At 50.6% G+C, this 16,380-nt stretch carries 11 protein-coding genes and 2 pseudogenes; 8 read left to right on the top strand and 5 right to left on the bottom strand.

All coding sequences use genetic code 11. The annotated features are described in order from the left end of the window. The first annotated feature begins 56 nt into the window (after window positions 1-56). The 4 genes from AC1DWB_RS03450 (at window position 57) to AC1DWB_RS03465 (ending at window position 4,713) form a co-directional block, all read left to right on the top strand. Window positions 57-1,559 carry a sensor histidine kinase gene (locus AC1DWB_RS03450; protein WP_477539626.1) on the top strand — a complete coding sequence of 501 codons (1,503 nt, stop codon included), beginning with the start codon at window positions 57-59 and terminating at the stop codon, window positions 1,557-1,559. After that, the gene (locus AC1DWB_RS03455) at window positions 1,537-2,229 is read left to right on the top strand and encodes a response regulator transcription factor (protein WP_477539627.1); all 693 of its coding nucleotides are present in this window, start codon (window positions 1,537-1,539) and stop codon (window positions 2,227-2,229) included. The genes AC1DWB_RS03450 and AC1DWB_RS03455 overlap by 23 nt, the downstream gene beginning before the upstream one ends. A gap of 173 nt (window positions 2,230-2,402) precedes the next feature. After that, complete coding sequence (locus AC1DWB_RS03460; protein WP_477539628.1) at window positions 2,403-3,920, top strand: S-layer homology domain-containing protein; 1,518 nt, start codon at window positions 2,403-2,405, stop codon at window positions 3,918-3,920. Between the two features lie 67 nt (window positions 3,921-3,987). Further along, window positions 3,988-4,713, top strand: a complete 726-nt coding sequence (locus AC1DWB_RS03465) for an ankyrin repeat domain-containing protein (protein WP_477539629.1) — start codon at window positions 3,988-3,990, stop codon at window positions 4,711-4,713. Window positions 4,714-4,738: 25 nt separating this feature from the next. On the opposite strand, the pseudogene AC1DWB_RS03470 reads toward AC1DWB_RS03465, so the two are convergent. Together AC1DWB_RS03470 and AC1DWB_RS03475 are read right to left on the bottom strand one after the other, a co-directional pair. Further along, window positions 4,739-4,804 (bottom strand): annotated as a pseudogene (locus AC1DWB_RS03470) (SEC-C metal-binding domain-containing protein); the annotation flags it as partial. Between the two features lie 178 nt (window positions 4,805-4,982). Next, on the bottom strand, window positions 4,983-5,864 hold the full coding sequence (locus AC1DWB_RS03475) for a helix-turn-helix domain-containing protein (protein ID WP_477539630.1): 882 nt from the start codon (window positions 5,862-5,864) through the stop codon (window positions 4,983-4,985). Between the two features lie 112 nt (window positions 5,865-5,976). On the opposite strand from AC1DWB_RS03475, the gene AC1DWB_RS03480 reads away from it, so the two are divergent. The 4 genes and pseudogenes from AC1DWB_RS03480 (at window position 5,977) to AC1DWB_RS03495 (ending at window position 10,655) form a co-directional block, all read left to right on the top strand. Next, window positions 5,977-7,923 (top strand): heparinase II/III domain-containing protein, encoded by a 1,947-nt coding sequence (locus AC1DWB_RS03480; RefSeq protein WP_477539631.1) that lies wholly within the window; start codon window positions 5,977-5,979, stop codon window positions 7,921-7,923. A 376-nt stretch (window positions 7,924-8,299) separates the two neighbouring features. Then, window positions 8,300-9,597 (top strand): annotated as a pseudogene (uraA, locus tag AC1DWB_RS03485) (uracil permease). Window positions 9,598-9,700: 103 nt separating this feature from the next. Further along, window positions 9,701-9,916: a small acid-soluble spore protein Tlp gene (gene tlp, locus AC1DWB_RS03490; protein WP_477539632.1), complete on the top strand. Its 216-nt coding sequence runs from the start codon at window positions 9,701-9,703 to the stop codon at window positions 9,914-9,916. A gap of 595 nt (window positions 9,917-10,511) precedes the next feature. After that, entirely contained in the window at window positions 10,512-10,655 is a 144-nt protein-coding gene (locus tag AC1DWB_RS03495) for a hypothetical protein (RefSeq protein WP_477539633.1), read from the top strand. A gap of 87 nt (window positions 10,656-10,742) precedes the next feature. On the opposite strand, the gene AC1DWB_RS03500 is transcribed toward AC1DWB_RS03495, so the two are convergent. The 3 genes from AC1DWB_RS03500 to AC1DWB_RS03510 all read right to left on the bottom strand — a co-directional run. Then, window positions 10,743-11,645: a restriction endonuclease gene (locus AC1DWB_RS03500; protein ID WP_477539634.1), complete on the bottom strand. Its 903-nt coding sequence runs from the start codon at window positions 11,643-11,645 to the stop codon at window positions 10,743-10,745. A gap of 26 nt (window positions 11,646-11,671) precedes the next feature. Then, window positions 11,672-14,074: a DUF2357 domain-containing protein gene (locus tag AC1DWB_RS03505; RefSeq protein ID WP_477539635.1), complete on the bottom strand. Its 2,403-nt coding sequence runs from the start codon at window positions 14,072-14,074 to the stop codon at window positions 11,672-11,674. Then, window positions 14,046-16,380, bottom strand: a 2,335-nt coding sequence (locus AC1DWB_RS03510; RefSeq protein WP_477539636.1) for an MrcB family domain-containing protein, incomplete at its 5' end; no start/stop codon positions are given. The genes AC1DWB_RS03510 and AC1DWB_RS03505, both read right to left, overlap by 29 nt.

The following is a 16,380-nucleotide window of genomic DNA, read 5'->3' on the forward strand; positions in this document are numbered from 1 at the left end:
TGCATACTGTAGCCTATTCAGGCCAAACCAACAACCAACATTAGTGAGGTGAGATCATGTCCATTCGTATCAAGTTGCTGCTGTCTTATACGGCCATGCTCCTCATTAGCCTGCTCATGTTCGTGCTTGCCGCCGGCCTGTTCACGATTGCTTCTACCGGAGACCTGAACAGCTTCCGTGATATCTATAAAGTGCATTATCGGCTGAATCCATTGACGACACAGGAAGAGTCGATATTCCTCGAGCTCAAGTACCTGGCTAAGAATGAACCGGATACTTTGCAGAATGAGAAGCTGCTGGCCGACTATGACTTCAAGCTTCGCACAGAGCGAGCCGGACTGTATGTCCGACGGGAGAGCAACCAAGTATTCGAGTCCTACACGTTCAACCAACCCGAACTGAAACAGGCACTCCCTCCCTATGACTTGAACAACAACCAGATTCGCAATACGTTCAATATCGGGGAGCGCTTTTACGCGTATGCGAAGTTCGACTTCAAATACTCCGATGGAGCCAAGGGCAGTGTGTTCGTCATCCGGGAACGCAGTCCGTTCGCTGAGCTGACGCGTCGACTGCTACCGATCTTGTCGCTCATGTTGCTCGGATTCCTCGTGGTGGCGAACGTGCTGCTGTACCGCTGGATTACGAGAAGTGTGGTGAAGCCGCTGAATTTGCTGAGAGGCTCGGCGGAGCGCATTAAGGAGGGCAATCTGCAGTTCAAGCTGGATCTTCAATCGAAGGATGAGATTGGGCAATTGAACGAAGCGTTCGAGAGTATGAGAGAGCGACTGCAGCAATCCGTCCAACTCCGGCTGCAGGATGAAGAGAACCGCAAGGAGCTAATCTCGAACATCTCCCACGATCTGCGCACGCCGATCACTAATATTAAGGGCTATATTGAAGGCATTCGGGACGGGGTCGCCAATACACCAGAGAAGATGGATAATTATGTGGCGATCATCTACGCCAAAGCGGTAGCCATGGAACAACTCGTCGAAGAGCTGTTCCTATATTCGAAGCTCGATCTCAAGCAAATTCCTTTCACGTTCGAACATATCGATATTGTAAAATTTCTGGATGACTGCATCGACGAGCTACAATACGACTTGCAAGCGAAGGGCACTTCTCTCAACTGGGATCAGCATGTATCTGAGAGCATTACAGTGTTAGCCGATCGAGACAAACTAAAGCGCACTGTGCTTAATATCCTCGGGAACGCACTGAAATATTCGGATAAAGAAGCCAAGCAGATCCGAATTTCCTTGCAAGCAGACGCTCAGTGGGTCACGGTAGAAATCCGCGACAATGGCATGGGCATTCCATCCGAAGCCATACCACACATCTTCGAGCGTTTCTACCGGGCAGAACAATCTCGCAATTCTGCGAGCGGCGGAAGCGGGCTAGGACTTGCCATTGCCAAGCAAATTATCGAAGGACACGGCGGAACCATATGGGCCACGAGTGAGCAAGGCGTCGGTACGAGCCTGTTCTTCACCTTGAAACGAACGACGACGAACACTGGAGGTCCCGATCCCGATGTCACGCATCCTGATTATTGAAGATGAGACGACTATTGCTCAGCTGCAACGCGATTATTTTGAGCTGAACAGCTTCGCTGTGGACTTGTGCCACACTGGTGATGAAGGGCTGAAGCAAGCGCTAAACGGGGACTATAGCCTGATCATTATCGACCTGCAGTTGCCCGGTATGGACGGCTTCGAATTGTGCAAGCGATTGAGACAAGCGAAGGAAGTGCCAATTCTGATCGTGTCTGCCAAGAACGAAGAGATCGATAAGATCCGGGCATTCAACCTCGGCGCTGACGACTACATTACGAAGCCTTTCAGTCCGAGCGAACTAGTCGCCAGAGCGAAGGCCCACTTGACTCGATACGAGCGACTGCTCGCCAAGCAGGAGCCGCCTGCGAAGGAAGAGATTCACATTCGCGGCCTGGTCATTGATTCGGCTTCGCGTCGGGTATTCGTGCGGAACCAGCAAGTTGCTTTCACGACCCGGGAGTTCGACCTGCTGGAATTCTTAGCGACCCATCCGAACCGGGTGTACAGCAAGGACGACCTGTTCGAGCGCATCTGGGGACTCGATTCCAGCGGCGACATCGCCACCGTCACCGTTCATATCCGCAAGCTGCGCGAGAAGCTGGAGGCTGATCCGTCCAACCCGCAGTACATCGAGACGGTATGGGGTGCAGGTTATCGGTTCACGGTGTAGCGAGAATATTTATCCGAATAAATATTCACGAATCGTCGGACAGACTCTTAGCTGTTTATAATCTTTTAAGCGGCAGTTTATATTTTATTAATAACTGGTTTCGAAGCCGTTTATATGTGTCCGGTATGATTCAGTTGTAGGCAACAAACAATCGAATCTAGGGGGACATCATAATGAACAAGCACTCTAAGAAACTAGCCGCCATCTTGATGGCAACTGCCATCGGCTCCACATCCTTACCGTTCGCCGTCATGAACGCACAGGCCGCTTCGGCCCCGGTAGCTTCTACTTCCGGAGTTGTGACCACTTCCTCCGATCTACTGCAAGAGTTGGAAGCCGCGATGAACGACTTGTTCCGTCTAGGCATCATTCATGGTTATGAAGATCAATCGTTACGCGCCCTCAACAGCATCAATCGGGCAGAGCTCGCTAAGATGATTGTGCATACATTCGACTTGAAAGGTACAGCCGAGAAGCCGGCTGCATTAACAGACGTCAATCCGAACGCTTGGTACTATCAATATGCTGCCGATCTAGTAGGTCTTGGTATTATGCAAGCACCTGATGGCAAATTCAATCCGAATGCGCAAGTCACAGACGACGAACTCGTACAGATCGTATCCAAGGCGCTCAAGCGTGACGTGAAATCCGTTCAACACTGGATGGATAAATTCTACTCGCTCAACGATAATGCCACCCGAGGTGAAGCAGCTTACCTGCTCAGAACAGCGCAGAAAGCCATTCCTGCTTACAATGCCAAGATTACCAGCGTAACGGCCTTGAACGAAATTACGTTGATCGTAACATTCGATGCTCCACTGACCGCGACGAATGAAGCATTCGATAAGGCCAAAGCAGACTTCGTCTTCAATGACGGTCTTACGTTGACCAATATGCCGCGCCTGAAGACAGGTTCGATTGCCACTTACATCGTTCCGACCTCTGTCCAGAAGCCAGGAACAAGCTACAACCTGACTTACAAAGGAAAACAAGCCGGTACATTCGTAGGCAATGCAACGAAGCTGGATATGACCCAAGCTACGCAAGTAACGAACGACACCTTCGAGCTCGAATCGCTGAAATCGGCTGGCGTCGTGGACTACGGCTACGTCATATCTGCTTACAGTGGTGGTCGCGGTGCCAACGCATTCGTCCTGAACGATCGCAACAGCGCAGATGGTAAGACGTATCAGATCATCTCTTCGATGCAAGCTAGACAAGTCACGATTACACCGGAAGGCGGACAGCCGATCGTGGCCCGCTACGTACCATTCACGCAGTCCACAGACGGCAAGCAAGAACCGAAATTCCGTCTGCCTGAAGGTCAAACCTTAACGCCAGGTGTCAAATACACCGTAACTTCGGATTGGGCCAACATCACCAACCCGACCTTCGTAGCGAAGGAGATCGCCACCCTGCAAGTGACGGGAGCCGAAGCGGTTAGCGACACTTCGATCAACGTCACACTGGCTCAAGATCCAGGCGATGAGCTGTTCTCCGGACGAAGCGTTCAATTGACAGCCGCGAACGGCGATAAGCTGACGGCTACTTACAAGTACTCGAGCCGTAAAGGTGCAGTTGGTGTATTCGATCTGGCGGCGGGCAGCAAGCTTGCAGCAGGAACCACATATACTGTAACACCTGTAGGACCTTGGGCAACTGCTTCTCAAGTTAGCTTGACCACAAAATAAGAAGATTGTTCCTAAGGATCGCGTCTTTCGAGGCGCGGTCCTATCCTACTAGAAAGGGGTGGGTTCCATGCGGCGTCTCTTGTTAGTAAGTGCTCTGTCGTTAGCTGTTGTAATGACCGGGTGTGAGGTGAGTGTCGACACCTTATTAACGAACGAGGAGCAGAAGGAGGCTCAGACCGTGAATCAGGAGAAGACTAGCTTGAATACGCGCTTGATAGCTGCCGCCGAACAAGGCGACAAGGAGTCGATCACGAAGCTGCTCGCTGACGGCGCGGATATCGACGCCACGGATGCGCAGGGACGAACGTCCGCTATGATCGCCGTCCACAAGAACAAGTTGGCCGTCTTCAATCTGCTGGTAGAGAAGGGCGCAAACATTAATATTCGCGACAACCGCTCAGATAATCCTTTACTTTATGTAGGCGCTGAAGGCATGATGGACTTCTTGAAGGCTGCTATCGCAGCGAAAGCCGACACGAAGCTGACCAACCGATTCGGCGGCACGGCGCTCATCCCTGCGGCGGACCGCGGCCATGTCGAGATCGTGCGGGAGCTGCTGACGACTTCCGATGTGAATATTAACCATGTGAACAATTTGAGCTGGACTGCACTGCTCGAAGCGATTATCCTGGGCGACGGCGGCAAGGATCATCAAGCCATCGTCAAGCTGTTGATTGAGCATGGTGCAGATGTGAATCTGGCCGATGGCCAAGGGGTCACGCCTCTGCAGCATGCCAACAATCGCGGCTACCGGGAGATGGCCACGATGTTGACTCAAGCCGGGGCGAAGTGATGACGGAGCAGCTAGTCTTCTAGGATCAGCCGCAACATTTTTTGTATTTCTTACCGCTGCCGCACAGGCAGGGATCGTTGCGGCCGATCTTTTCAACCTTTACGGCTATCAATCGAATCCATTTCTATGACAAGTTCATCACCCTTTCCCTCATTAAAGAGACGTGTAATATCCTCATACACCTCTTCAGGATACAGGCTGTCACTGCAGCATACGATCTCTGCATTTAAGTAAGGGGTCGTCTCGATCTCGGGAAACCTGCCGAAATTTTACTCATCCTTCCCCTTACTCTTCATCCGAAAGCGACGGGGCGTCTCGCCTATTACTTTTTTGAACAACTGGCAGAAGTAGGACACATTCGGGATCCCGATCTCGTAAGCGATCTGATCCAGGGATTGCGTACTCGCCATCAACAGACGGCACCCCTCCTGAATTCTACGGGCTGTCAAATAGTCGGTTAAGTTCTCCCCCACTTCTCTACGAAACAACCCCGACAAATAGGGCGCAGACAGGTGCAGATGATCGGCCAATAGCTGCAAGTTGAACGGCTTCATGAAGTTGCTCTCGATCCATTCCATGGCCAGTTCCGCGTGACCGAAGGCTCGCGTATTCACCGTCGATAGATCATAGTTGTCACGGGGCCATTGCTGCTGCAGCAAGTCGATCCAGCCCAATACATAGAGGACATGCTGCTCCTCCATCCGATCGGTGGCCGAATCTTGCGTAGGCAGATGGCTCAAGCGTTGCAGGTGGCGGATGAGAGGATGATCGGCCTGTACCCCATTCAGAACCTGAACATCCCAGGACCGCTTACAGATCAGTCGATGAAATTCCATCAATCTGGGGAAAGCCCGAAGGTAGGGCTGGAGCCAGGCCGGATCGTAGACCAGGAACGAGCGTATAAAGGGACGTTCATCGGTAGCCTCTATAGCGAACTTATGCAATTGAAACGGTTGGAAAAAAAGCAGCATCCCATCCGTGATCCGGATCGTCTTCTGTCCCACGACAACTTGCCCATCCCCCTGCTCGATGTACAAGAATTCAATGCCTTCATGCAAATGAATAATATCCTTATAATTCGCTCCGTTGCTGCGACGATAGACGAACTGGAACGGGGCTTGGGTTAAGGACAACGGCTGGAGCGGCTTCATATACTGGTCCTCGCTTGGATTACGTAATGTAACAACATTTTATCATAAGATAATCAAACAACCAGTCCCCTTTTATATGTAAAATGAGAGAAGTCACTCGTGAAAGGGGCCTATGGAATTCATCATGCATACGAAGCATCTGGTTCAAGACTGGCAAGCTGTCCGTAATAAAATCAACGTGTTCCCTTGGGCGGAACAAATCATTCGGAAAACAAAAGAAGATACAGACTGGTGGGTCGCCCACTATGAGGATGACGCTACGAGTATTGCGGGCTGGGGGCACAATTACTTCTGCCAAGCTTGCTTCTCCTCGCTCGTGTTCGATCCTGCTAAGCCGGACGTGCATCGCTGCAGTCAGTGCGGCACCGAGCGTCTGGATGACGATGTAACGGAAGCGTGGCGCTACTCCTACCGCAGCAGAGCCTGCGTACAAGTGTTTCATGCTGCCGTGTTGTACAACATTCATGGAGACCCGTCTTATCTGACATACATTCGCAAGGTACTCTCCTTCTACGCCGACCACTTCGAGTCATTCCGGGTTCGGGTACCGGCTGGCTTCGAAGGAAGATTCAGCGGCATCAATCTGACCGATGCGGTCTCGATCTGCTGGATGTTGAACGGCATGGAGTTGATTCGAGACCAATTCACAGACGCCGAGCTGGATCGGTACAAGCACCGCTTCTTCCTGCCTATGGCCGATTTCTTGCACCGCAAACCTGGCGGGACACCGAATATCAGCATCTGGATGAAATCCGCCCTTGGCATGATCGGACTGTTCTTCGATGAACGGGAATGGTGCCGACTCGCGGCCGATGGTCACGAGGGTATTACAGGGTGGCTGAACGAAGGGTTGCTGCCGGAGGGCTTCTGGTACGAGAGCTCGTTCCATTATCACTTCTACTGTGCGGAGGGACTCACATATTACGCGGCATTCTGCGGTCTGTACGATTACGACAGCTCCGGATTCACGGACGCGATCCGCAAGATGTACCGTTATCCGGTCCAATACGCGTTCCCGGACGGGAAGCTGCCGAGCCCGAACGACGGGTGGCCGCTGCGTTCGTTCGCGAACTATGCGCATCAATACGAGTGGATTCGCAATATATATGACGAAGCCCCTTACCGCTACGCCCTGGCGCAAAGCTACGAAGATTCGGATCAAGCCGATACCGCCAAATCCGGGGACAGCAGCACGAACAATGGCGGTCTTCCGCGGCTGCTCTTCGGTACTGATTGGCGCCGCGAGCTGGAGCTCTACGAACGCGAGCATCAAGTGTCGATACGACCTGCCCGCGATTCGCGCTACGACGAAGACATCTATTATTGCATGCTGCAGAACGAGCAGGCGAGCGTGTTCCTGAAGTACGGGCTGGTCATCCGCGAGCACTCACATGCGGACGTGATGAACTTCGAGCTGTTCCTGAAGGATGAGATCGTCTCGCGCGACATCTCCAATAGCGGCTACGGCTCTGACCTGTTCCGCGAATGGCAGCGCAAGACGATCGCGCACAACACCGTCATGATCGATCGGCAGACACAGCCGAATCGGCCGAACGGGAACATACTGGCGTTCGACGCCGCCGGGAACAGCTGCCGAGTGTCGGCAGACGACGTGTATCCCGGCTGGACGTACACGCGCGGCCTCCAGCTGCAAGCCGATCGGCTGCTGGATGAATTCGTGGTGGCGCCTACGGGCGGCACGGAGGGCGATGCAGCGAATGGCGGAGCGGCGAGTGCTGGAGAGCACACGTTCGACTGGCTCTTTCACTGCTCCGGCGAGCTGGAGTATAGCTTGCCGATGCAGAACACGAACCCGCCTGGCGACGCAGACGGCTATCAGCTCATGCAGGAGGTCGCCAGCTGTGCGACCGATGATGACTGGGAGCTGAGCTGGGTGCTCGCGGACAAGCGGGTGACCCTCGCGATGAGCGGCTGCCCAGGGACGACCGTCTATATCTTCAAGGGCTACGAGCACCGCTCCGACCTGATGCGCTGGGGTGTGATGGTACGCCGTACCGGCAGTGACGCTACATTCCAGGCCGAATATCGGTTCCATTAAGCAGTTGTGGCCGCCTCCTCTCTCTTCATGAGAGAGGAGGCTTTTTTTGCGTTATCCCCCTGCCAATCTACGTTAGGCGAACAAGTCAGACAGATGGAAAGCCGTGTCTTTATTGGCCGCACTCCCAAAAAGATCTATTCACGGCTTACTTGCAGCCCATTGCCCCCTCGGAACGCATCCTCAATCTATATGGCACGGGCGGGATCGGTAAGAGCTTCGAAAGCAGGCGTAAGCAGAAAAACACAATTGCTAAAAAAATCGATGGAGGCTTCCCTAGCTCGACCTAGCATATTCGGGAGAACCCCGCGTATGAAAGCAGTCGATCCAGATCATGATGATTTCATAGCCCAATGACTGCCTGGAGGAACCGACCATCATGAGACGAGAAATTGGAGTTCACGAAAGACCAGCTCTCCCGCAAAGCTTCTTACTGAGCCTGCAGCACCTGTTCGCCATGTTCGGCTCGACCGTGCTTGTGCCGAACCTGCTGGGCGTTGATCCCGCAATCTGCCTGCTGATGAACGGCATCGGCACGCTGCTATACATCTGGATCTGCTCAGGCAAGATCCCCGCATACCTTGGCTCGAGCTTTGCCTTCATCGCCCCGACGGGCGCCGTAATCGGCCAGCACGCTACTGCCGAAGCAGGCTACGCTGCCGCTCTGGGCGGATTCCTGGCGGCCGGGATCGTCTTCACCGTTATCGCCCTGCTCGTACGGGCAGCGGGGATCGGCTGGATCCACGTCCTCTTCCCTCCGGCCGCCATGGGTGCCACATCACCGTCATCGGCCTTGAGCTCGTGCCGGTCGCAGCACAGATGGCCGGCTGGATCCCGCCGGCAGACGCCACTGCCGACGGGTACCCGGACGGGCGCGCTATTGCGCTGTCTACGATCACGCTCGGCGTCACGCTGCTTGGCTCCGTCCTGTTCCGGGGCTTCATGCGCATCATCCCGATTCTGGTGGGGATCGTCACTGGCTATGTCTTAGCCGTCTTCATGGATCTAGTGAGCTTCCAAGCCGTCGTAGAAACGCCTTGGTTCGACGCCCCAACCTTCACTATGCCATCCTTCGAATGGGCGGCGATCCTGACAATCTTCCCCGCTTCGCTCGTCGTTATCGCTGAGCATATCGGCCATCTTATCGTCACCGGCAACATTGTGAACAAGGACTTATCCCGGGATCCGGGGCTGCATCGGTCGCTGCTCGGCAACGGGATCTCCACGATGTTGTCCGCCTTCATCGGCTCCACTCCCAATACGACCTATGGGGAGAACATCGGGGTGCTGGCCATCACGCGAGTGTACTCCACCTTCGTCATCGGGGGAGCGGCGGTGTTCGCCATCCTGCTCTCGTTCCTTGGCAAATTCTCAGCGCTCATCGCCAATATTCCGGTACCCGTCATGGGCGGCGTGTCGCTCCTCTTGTTCGGTGTCATCGCCGCATCGGGGTTCCGCATGCTTGTAGAGTCGAAGGTCGACTATGGTCGGCCGACCACCCTGTTCCTGACCTTGATCGTACTAGTAACAGGGCTAAGCGGCGTCCGGATTACGATCGGCAGCTTCTCACTCTCAGGCATGGCGCTTGCGACTGTCGTAGCCATCGTATTCAGCCTTATATTCAAGCTGTTCGAGGTCACCAAGCTGTCCAACGACCACGAGACCTCCCCTCACTAGGAACTGACGCCTGTCCCTTAAGACTTTCCTAGCCAAACGCATAGTAGTACATGAGTTGGGTCATTCTATAACAGGTGTTTATGAAAATAATGGAGGGATACCTATGGCTAAACCTGATAATCGCGCTGATAACGAGGAACACCTGCAACAACATATCGATCATACGCAAGCTAATCTACGGGAAGCAGAGGACTACCTGGACGAGCATGCAGATGAGATTTCGGGCGATGAGAAGCAAGCGATTGAAGCTAAGAATGAGCGCCGCAAACAAAGCATCGAATCCTTCGCAGAGGAAAAACAAGACGAGGCCTCACAGTAATAGCGACGCTTCGTCTGTCTTTACCATCAAGCAGCCCCTTCCGGTACGGGAAGGGGCTGCTTGTATTTCTATTAACGCTCTCGCGCATGATACGGCAGGGATGGCCGAATGGATCCTTGGAGTCCATAAACTAGCGAGTCGATCGTCCTACATCTTCTATACATAGCTACCGCGTCAGACAGTTGTGCCTGCAGCTCTTCCATGGGCCGTTTCGTGCTAATGACCCGTTGATTGTTGTGCTCGTATGATGCCATTCAATAATATGATTATCCAATTTCTCAATGAGAACCATGTAAATACCGACACTCTTGGATACCAGGAGGAGGAAAATAATGGACAAGCATCACAATAAAAAGTAGGATGATAGTAAAGATAAAGGGAATTCATTGGATTTCCCGATGAAATTGAGGTGATTTCAATGGCGGTACAGAACCCAAACCAGATCTTGTCAGAGAATCTGCAACCGAATCAAGAACTCCCAGAAACTTTACTTACTAGAATACCCAAGAATGCACGTGATGCTCGAGAGATTCTAAGCGTTCGAAGCGCTTTTGATCAAAAGTTAGTGGATATTTTTAAACAAGGAAGGTAACAGATGGCCGATTTTGTTGTTTCTTCTGATGATATAGATCAAATTGATTTCAAACAAGCATCTGTATACATGGATGCTTGTTTTGTTCTGGCTTACTTGAACCCTGAAGACACACGTTCTGATCGGGCAGATGACGCCATCGACTAGGCTGAATAAGAGGTAGGTCGGGGTCCATATCCGTGAACACAAAAAAGTCGCCTAACCTCCTGGGATTGGGCGATTTTTCATGATGCTTTATAGGGACTCCGTATGCCTGCATTTCGGAAACGAACTGCAACCCATGAAGGCATTTCCCGTCTTACTTACCCGCTTCGTCATGATAGCTCCACAGATGCATTTTTTAGTATCTGATGATGCTGCCACTTGGGCTTGAGCTTGATTAACTACTGCCTTAGCTTGAGCTTGCTGCTTAGAAGCTTGTTTACTATTGGGCGGACTCACTGGCTGCCACTTCCCCCAAGCACGAAGCTTATGCTCCATCAAGGCCCCGTGCCAATACTCTACTTTGAATTGTTCAGCCTCTCTCTTCGCTGGGGCAGTCAGATCTGAAGTGGTCACGATTAAAGTTAGTATGCAGTTATGGTTTCTTTTGGCCCCCACAAGCTCTCTTACCGTTTGCACAGGAACTAGGTTATGTTCAGAATAGCATTTCGCTTGAACAGCCGTCTTCTCTCCTCGGGAATCTGTAATGACTAGATCAACTCCCCCATCATTGCCCCCGACCCCGACTTCTTGAACGGTGTATCCTTGATCACGGAAGTATAAAGCCAGTAACCTTTCAAACTCTGCTCCATTCAGCGATTGGAATGCACTCTTTAGTATCTCTTCATCCGAGCGGCAACGAAGCGATTGAGAACTATAGGGTTGAGAAGTTTGTTTTTTAGCTCTAGTACTTTTTGAATTTCCGCGTTTTGCAATGTGTCCCCGTCGTCTCCACAGTACATACCAAATTCGCAGTACCAACAATACAAAAATAATACCTATCGCATAATGTAGAATTGGCATCTGGATGTCCATTATTGCATTATTATTACTAGCGAAATTCTCCAAAACCCATATAAAAACTTCAAATATAACTCCTAAGCCCAATGCGCTAACCAGAAACCCTGTAATGGAAAATTGGCGCCGTCTACTCATACTCAACCACCTCAGAATTATATCACTTACTCCAACTCCAACCGCTCCAACCGAGTCGCCCGATCCACATGCTCGTGATCCCACTTGACCCGCACCTTACCCACTCGACGCTTTTCCCGCCAATCAAGCAAGTCCTCTTCCGTCGTCAGACGTAGTTCGGCCACTTCCACCGCCCTATCGAACATATACTTACTGGTGAACAGGATGCTCTTCACACCGTGCCCACCCGGTATAATCGGGGTCTCCTTTGTGAGCCAGTCCTCTACGGAAAACTTGACGTATAGCTCACTTGTAGCTCCTCTTCTCGAAAGAATCTCTCGAATCTCCGATCGCGGTAGAACAGTCCACTCTTTTATTTTCCCATACAAATATATACCAGCCTGCTCTCGCCCAAACATACGAATAGATTGATAAATCGCCACATACTCCACCTGTGACAAGCTCTGATGATTAGTTATGTTAGTCAATGGTGTGTGGTAGAACCCGTGCCTTACGGCATCCTGAATTTGATTCTCATTGCTCAGAGCTCCAACCAGAACCGACTTCCCCTCTAGTTTGTTCACATAATACTCTTTCGTCCCTCGGGCCTGAATGGAACGTTCGTAAGCTTTCTCCGGGCTATCCAAAATAATCTCGTCCAGGAATTGTTCCATCAGTGATGTAGCATTCGGGAGAAATGGAAAAGCGCCCACGTTCACAAGCTCAATGCTCTTGTAGAAGTGGTGCTTACGAAACTCCGCTTCATCGGGATAAGGGAACAGCACATACGCTCCGAACATGCTGCGCTCGTATTCTTGTACATTCCCCGATTCATAAACAATAGCATCCCTGTAGCGGTGCATCGTATTGATATCGTCCTCTTGCGGACCCGGGGTCTTATAATCCCGGTGATAGGCCGTGCCTTCGTAAGCCGGATTGATTCTATATTTCGCATCAAAAATATACTTGTACTCGACAGTCGCTTCCTTCTTCTTCAAAGTCAGCACATTGTCTGGACGCTGGGAGATCGTCTTACTACGGTCACCTTCCGGCAATGCATTGTAATATAGTGTAAACTCTTCCCCTGTAGTCGGGTTCCGGTACACCATCTTAGCATCTTTCGTCCGGTCTAAGGTTACGAACAACCCACCACGATTCAGCTTAATGAAGTTCTGCCGAACGAGCTCATACTTCTTCCCTAACAGTTGATGAATCTTCAGGAAACACCAGTACTCATACAGCTGAGCCAAATCCTTCATAGATAGGCGGTACAGGTCACTCTGTATGGAAAGCCCCTTCATCAGCATCAGGTAATACCGATACACGTCACGATAACCTGGTGCTAGCTGTAGGACCAGCGAAATACTCATCTGCTGCAACTCACCTACATTCAAGAAATCCAACTTCAACAGTCGCTGAATATCCGTCTGCATTTGATTGATTTTATTCATGAGATTCGGATCAGCTGTGCGATCTTTCTGAATCAGATGCCTTTTCAAACCCTTTAGCTTAAACTGCACCTTAATCAGTACCCACCGAACGAAACGATTCTCAAGCGTGTTGTATTCCAACTGCCGTTTGGACTCCAGGACATGGGTCGGGCTCACCCTCTTACCTTGAACTGTCATAATGCCACTTTCGTCAGGAGTGAGCAGGTGTGGATGTTTTGATAAGTAGGCTAGATTCTCTTTGCCTGCTCTCTTGACTCGGGCTGCTGCGACTAGGCGATTCTCGGTTACGAGCTTATGATGAGGGGACCCCTTAATCCGTTCCACAGCTTGTACCAACTGACGGAAGATATACTGTAGAATGGCGAAAAATTCAGTAAGACTCTGATTCTGCGTCTCCTTCAAGCCCATGAGGTGATAGGTTTTACGGAGAAAATCAAAGGACAAATTATAGATCTGTTCATTAACCTCGTTCAGAATAAGCTGGTAGTCTTTCTTGTAATCCATCTTCGATGGGAAAATCTCTAACTGTAGACGAAATACAGGCTCTCCATGAAGCCTTAGCTCTAGTTCCGTATGTCCGACCTCATTCTGAAAGTTCAGCATTCCTGATAGCAGACGGCYCCCTTTGGGAAGGACACCTTCACGTAAATTAATGTTGTCATGGTAGAACGTTAGAGCGGTATCGGCTTCCTTCTCCACAACAAGCTCATACGCCTGCGTTTCGTAAAATAAAGGAGGGCATCCATCGCCTGTTTGCCAAGGGATAAGGCCTCTCTTCTCAGGAGAATAGACATGAACAGACAGCACATCAACACTTGATGATAGAGACGCTAAGTGAAAATGGGCATCTACCCAAGTCTGATCCTCTCGTCTATGTAATTGCAGCGTATCCACAGTAGGATGGAACGGCCTGCCTTGCAAATACAAGGAGAACGATGAAGTAACAATGCGCAATAACTCGACAGGCTTGTTAGGAGAGCCAGTAGGAAGTAAAGCCATCCTCATCCAACCTCCGCAGCATAAAGGCTAACTTCCTTGCGCTTTGTGAGTACCGAGCCGATTGCATGGCATTATCCAGCATCTTGAACAACTCGGTTAAGTCGTCCATGAACTCTTCCTTGGCTAGCCTCTTGCCGAGTGAAATTTCTAGAAGCTGTAGCAGAACCCGTCTTACCGATTGACTGCTACCTTGAATCCTCGGAAGTACTTTCTGAAGCAATTGCAGATCAAACGCAGCATCAGCGGGCATGAGCTCGAACCGTTGATTGTAGATCAGATAGAAGCATATAGAATCTCTTATACGAAACCCTACATGCGAGTGGATCTTTTCCAGGATGTCATTGATCTCGACCAATCGGGTCGTGGTAAGCTCGATTAGTTCACGATACTCCCCGAACACATCCACTAATTGGAGATACTCCGATCGCAGAAAAACATTTAGTGCCGGAGAAACCTTTGGATCATTACCATCTCCAGTACTAGGAAATTGAGAAAGGTTAATGTAGTTAAACTCGATCGTATTCGCACGATCAAGCACCTTCTTGCTGAACGGATGCGTCGTCTCATCCATATTCACCGTTCCGATTAGGTACACATTATCRGGTAGATGCAATTGAGCCAGACGTTGACGATCTTCTTCATTGACGAGTGCCTCAGCTCGAATCAAAGGCTCGGTTACAATCGAATTTTCTCTCCACTCTTGTGTCTCTAGCACACTTAACAAGTCACTGAAATAATGCTCCACACGTGCTAAATTCATCTCATCTAGGCAAATGAAATACGGCTTATGTCGGTTACTCGGTAGACTAGCTTCCAAGAGCACGGCTGTTAAAGGCCCGATTCGGAATGAACCTGACAAATCCTTGTAGCCCAGCAAATCCGTCGGATCATTCCAATCCGGACGAACCGGGATCAGTGTGAACTGCTTATTCGAGCTTGTTGCACCCAACGCTTCCGCAAACAATTTGACTAGCTTGGTCTTCCCAGTCCCTGACACACCAGCCAAGATGACAAACGGCTTGGACTTCAACGAGAGGTAGAAATTCTCGATCAGATGATCCGGATAGGCGAAGCCCTTTTGTCGGATGTACCGATTGATGGCGGACAATCTATCTGATACCGGTAGAGTGTCTACTTGAGTCATTGGTTGTTCGGCTGCCACGTAATGATCTCCTCTTCGTTCAACATATTGGAGCTCCTGAAGCCAGTTCAACATGAACCGGGAACGATTGGTTTGGGTTACTTCTCCCCACTCCGTGCTAGTGCCTAGCAGTGGGATGTATACTTCAGTAAACGCAGTGAGTGTGAAGGTGGAGAGCTCTTGGACGACAGTAACAGCTGATTGAATGGCGAGTAGAAGCTCAGAATGATCGTTAGTCTCTATGTATTCACGCCATAGGCTAACCTGTTGAGGGCTAAGTGCCCAAGTGTTTTCGCCTCGGGCTTGGTAGAATATGTTGCCGAACTCGGATAAATTGTAGGCTTTGTTGTGACTCTGTATGATACCCAGATCAGACAGTGCTCGGGATAAATGCTGGATTCTTTCCTTCGGGTGCTTTACATCGTCTCCGGAAAATAACACGCTCGATCGCTGCTCGATTAGTTGTTCTATCGTTACGCCCGTCGGAAGTTTGGCTCCGAAGTAGTTAACGATTCCGAGACCCAGATGCAGATGCGCTATCGTGTATCGGAAGGCTCCTTGATTGGAAATCGATATGTTCCCTAGAGTCGATTGTACGTACCGGGAGTAGTTATCAACCAAATTGCTAAGATCGGATAGGAGGACCTCATCCTCCGGTAATGTGACGGCCTCATACTTATAATAGGCGATGGTGGACACTTGATAGTCTTGGCCTAGACCAATGGCTGTCAGGCGAATTTCGCTGTCCTTCTTCATTCCCTCGAGTGGTAACAACTCCCTTAATTGCTCGGCCTTTTCTTCGAGGTATTTATAACCTTCTTTTTTACCCTTTTCATTAATAGGAACTGTTACACCTTGTGMCAAAGTGAGATAAACAGACCTCATATCCTCCGAGAACAGATATACGATATATTCACCTTGTCGAGTAGTTTGAGTGACTCGCTTATCTAGGATTGCAATCCATGGGATATTAGCCCAATTCCCTTGTCCAGTAGAGCCTTGGACTTTAAACTGATCATGGATGAACGGTAATTGATTCATTCCATTCGGAATTTCTTGACGCACAAATTGACCAAGCGGATGTCCGGCGAAGGACTCCTGCTTGGCCTTTAAATATCCAGACATGATGGTTGTTAAAGCGTGATGAAGTGAGAAAGATATATCG

It is taken from the genome of Paenibacillus sp. P4_E11, assembly GCF_056401635.1.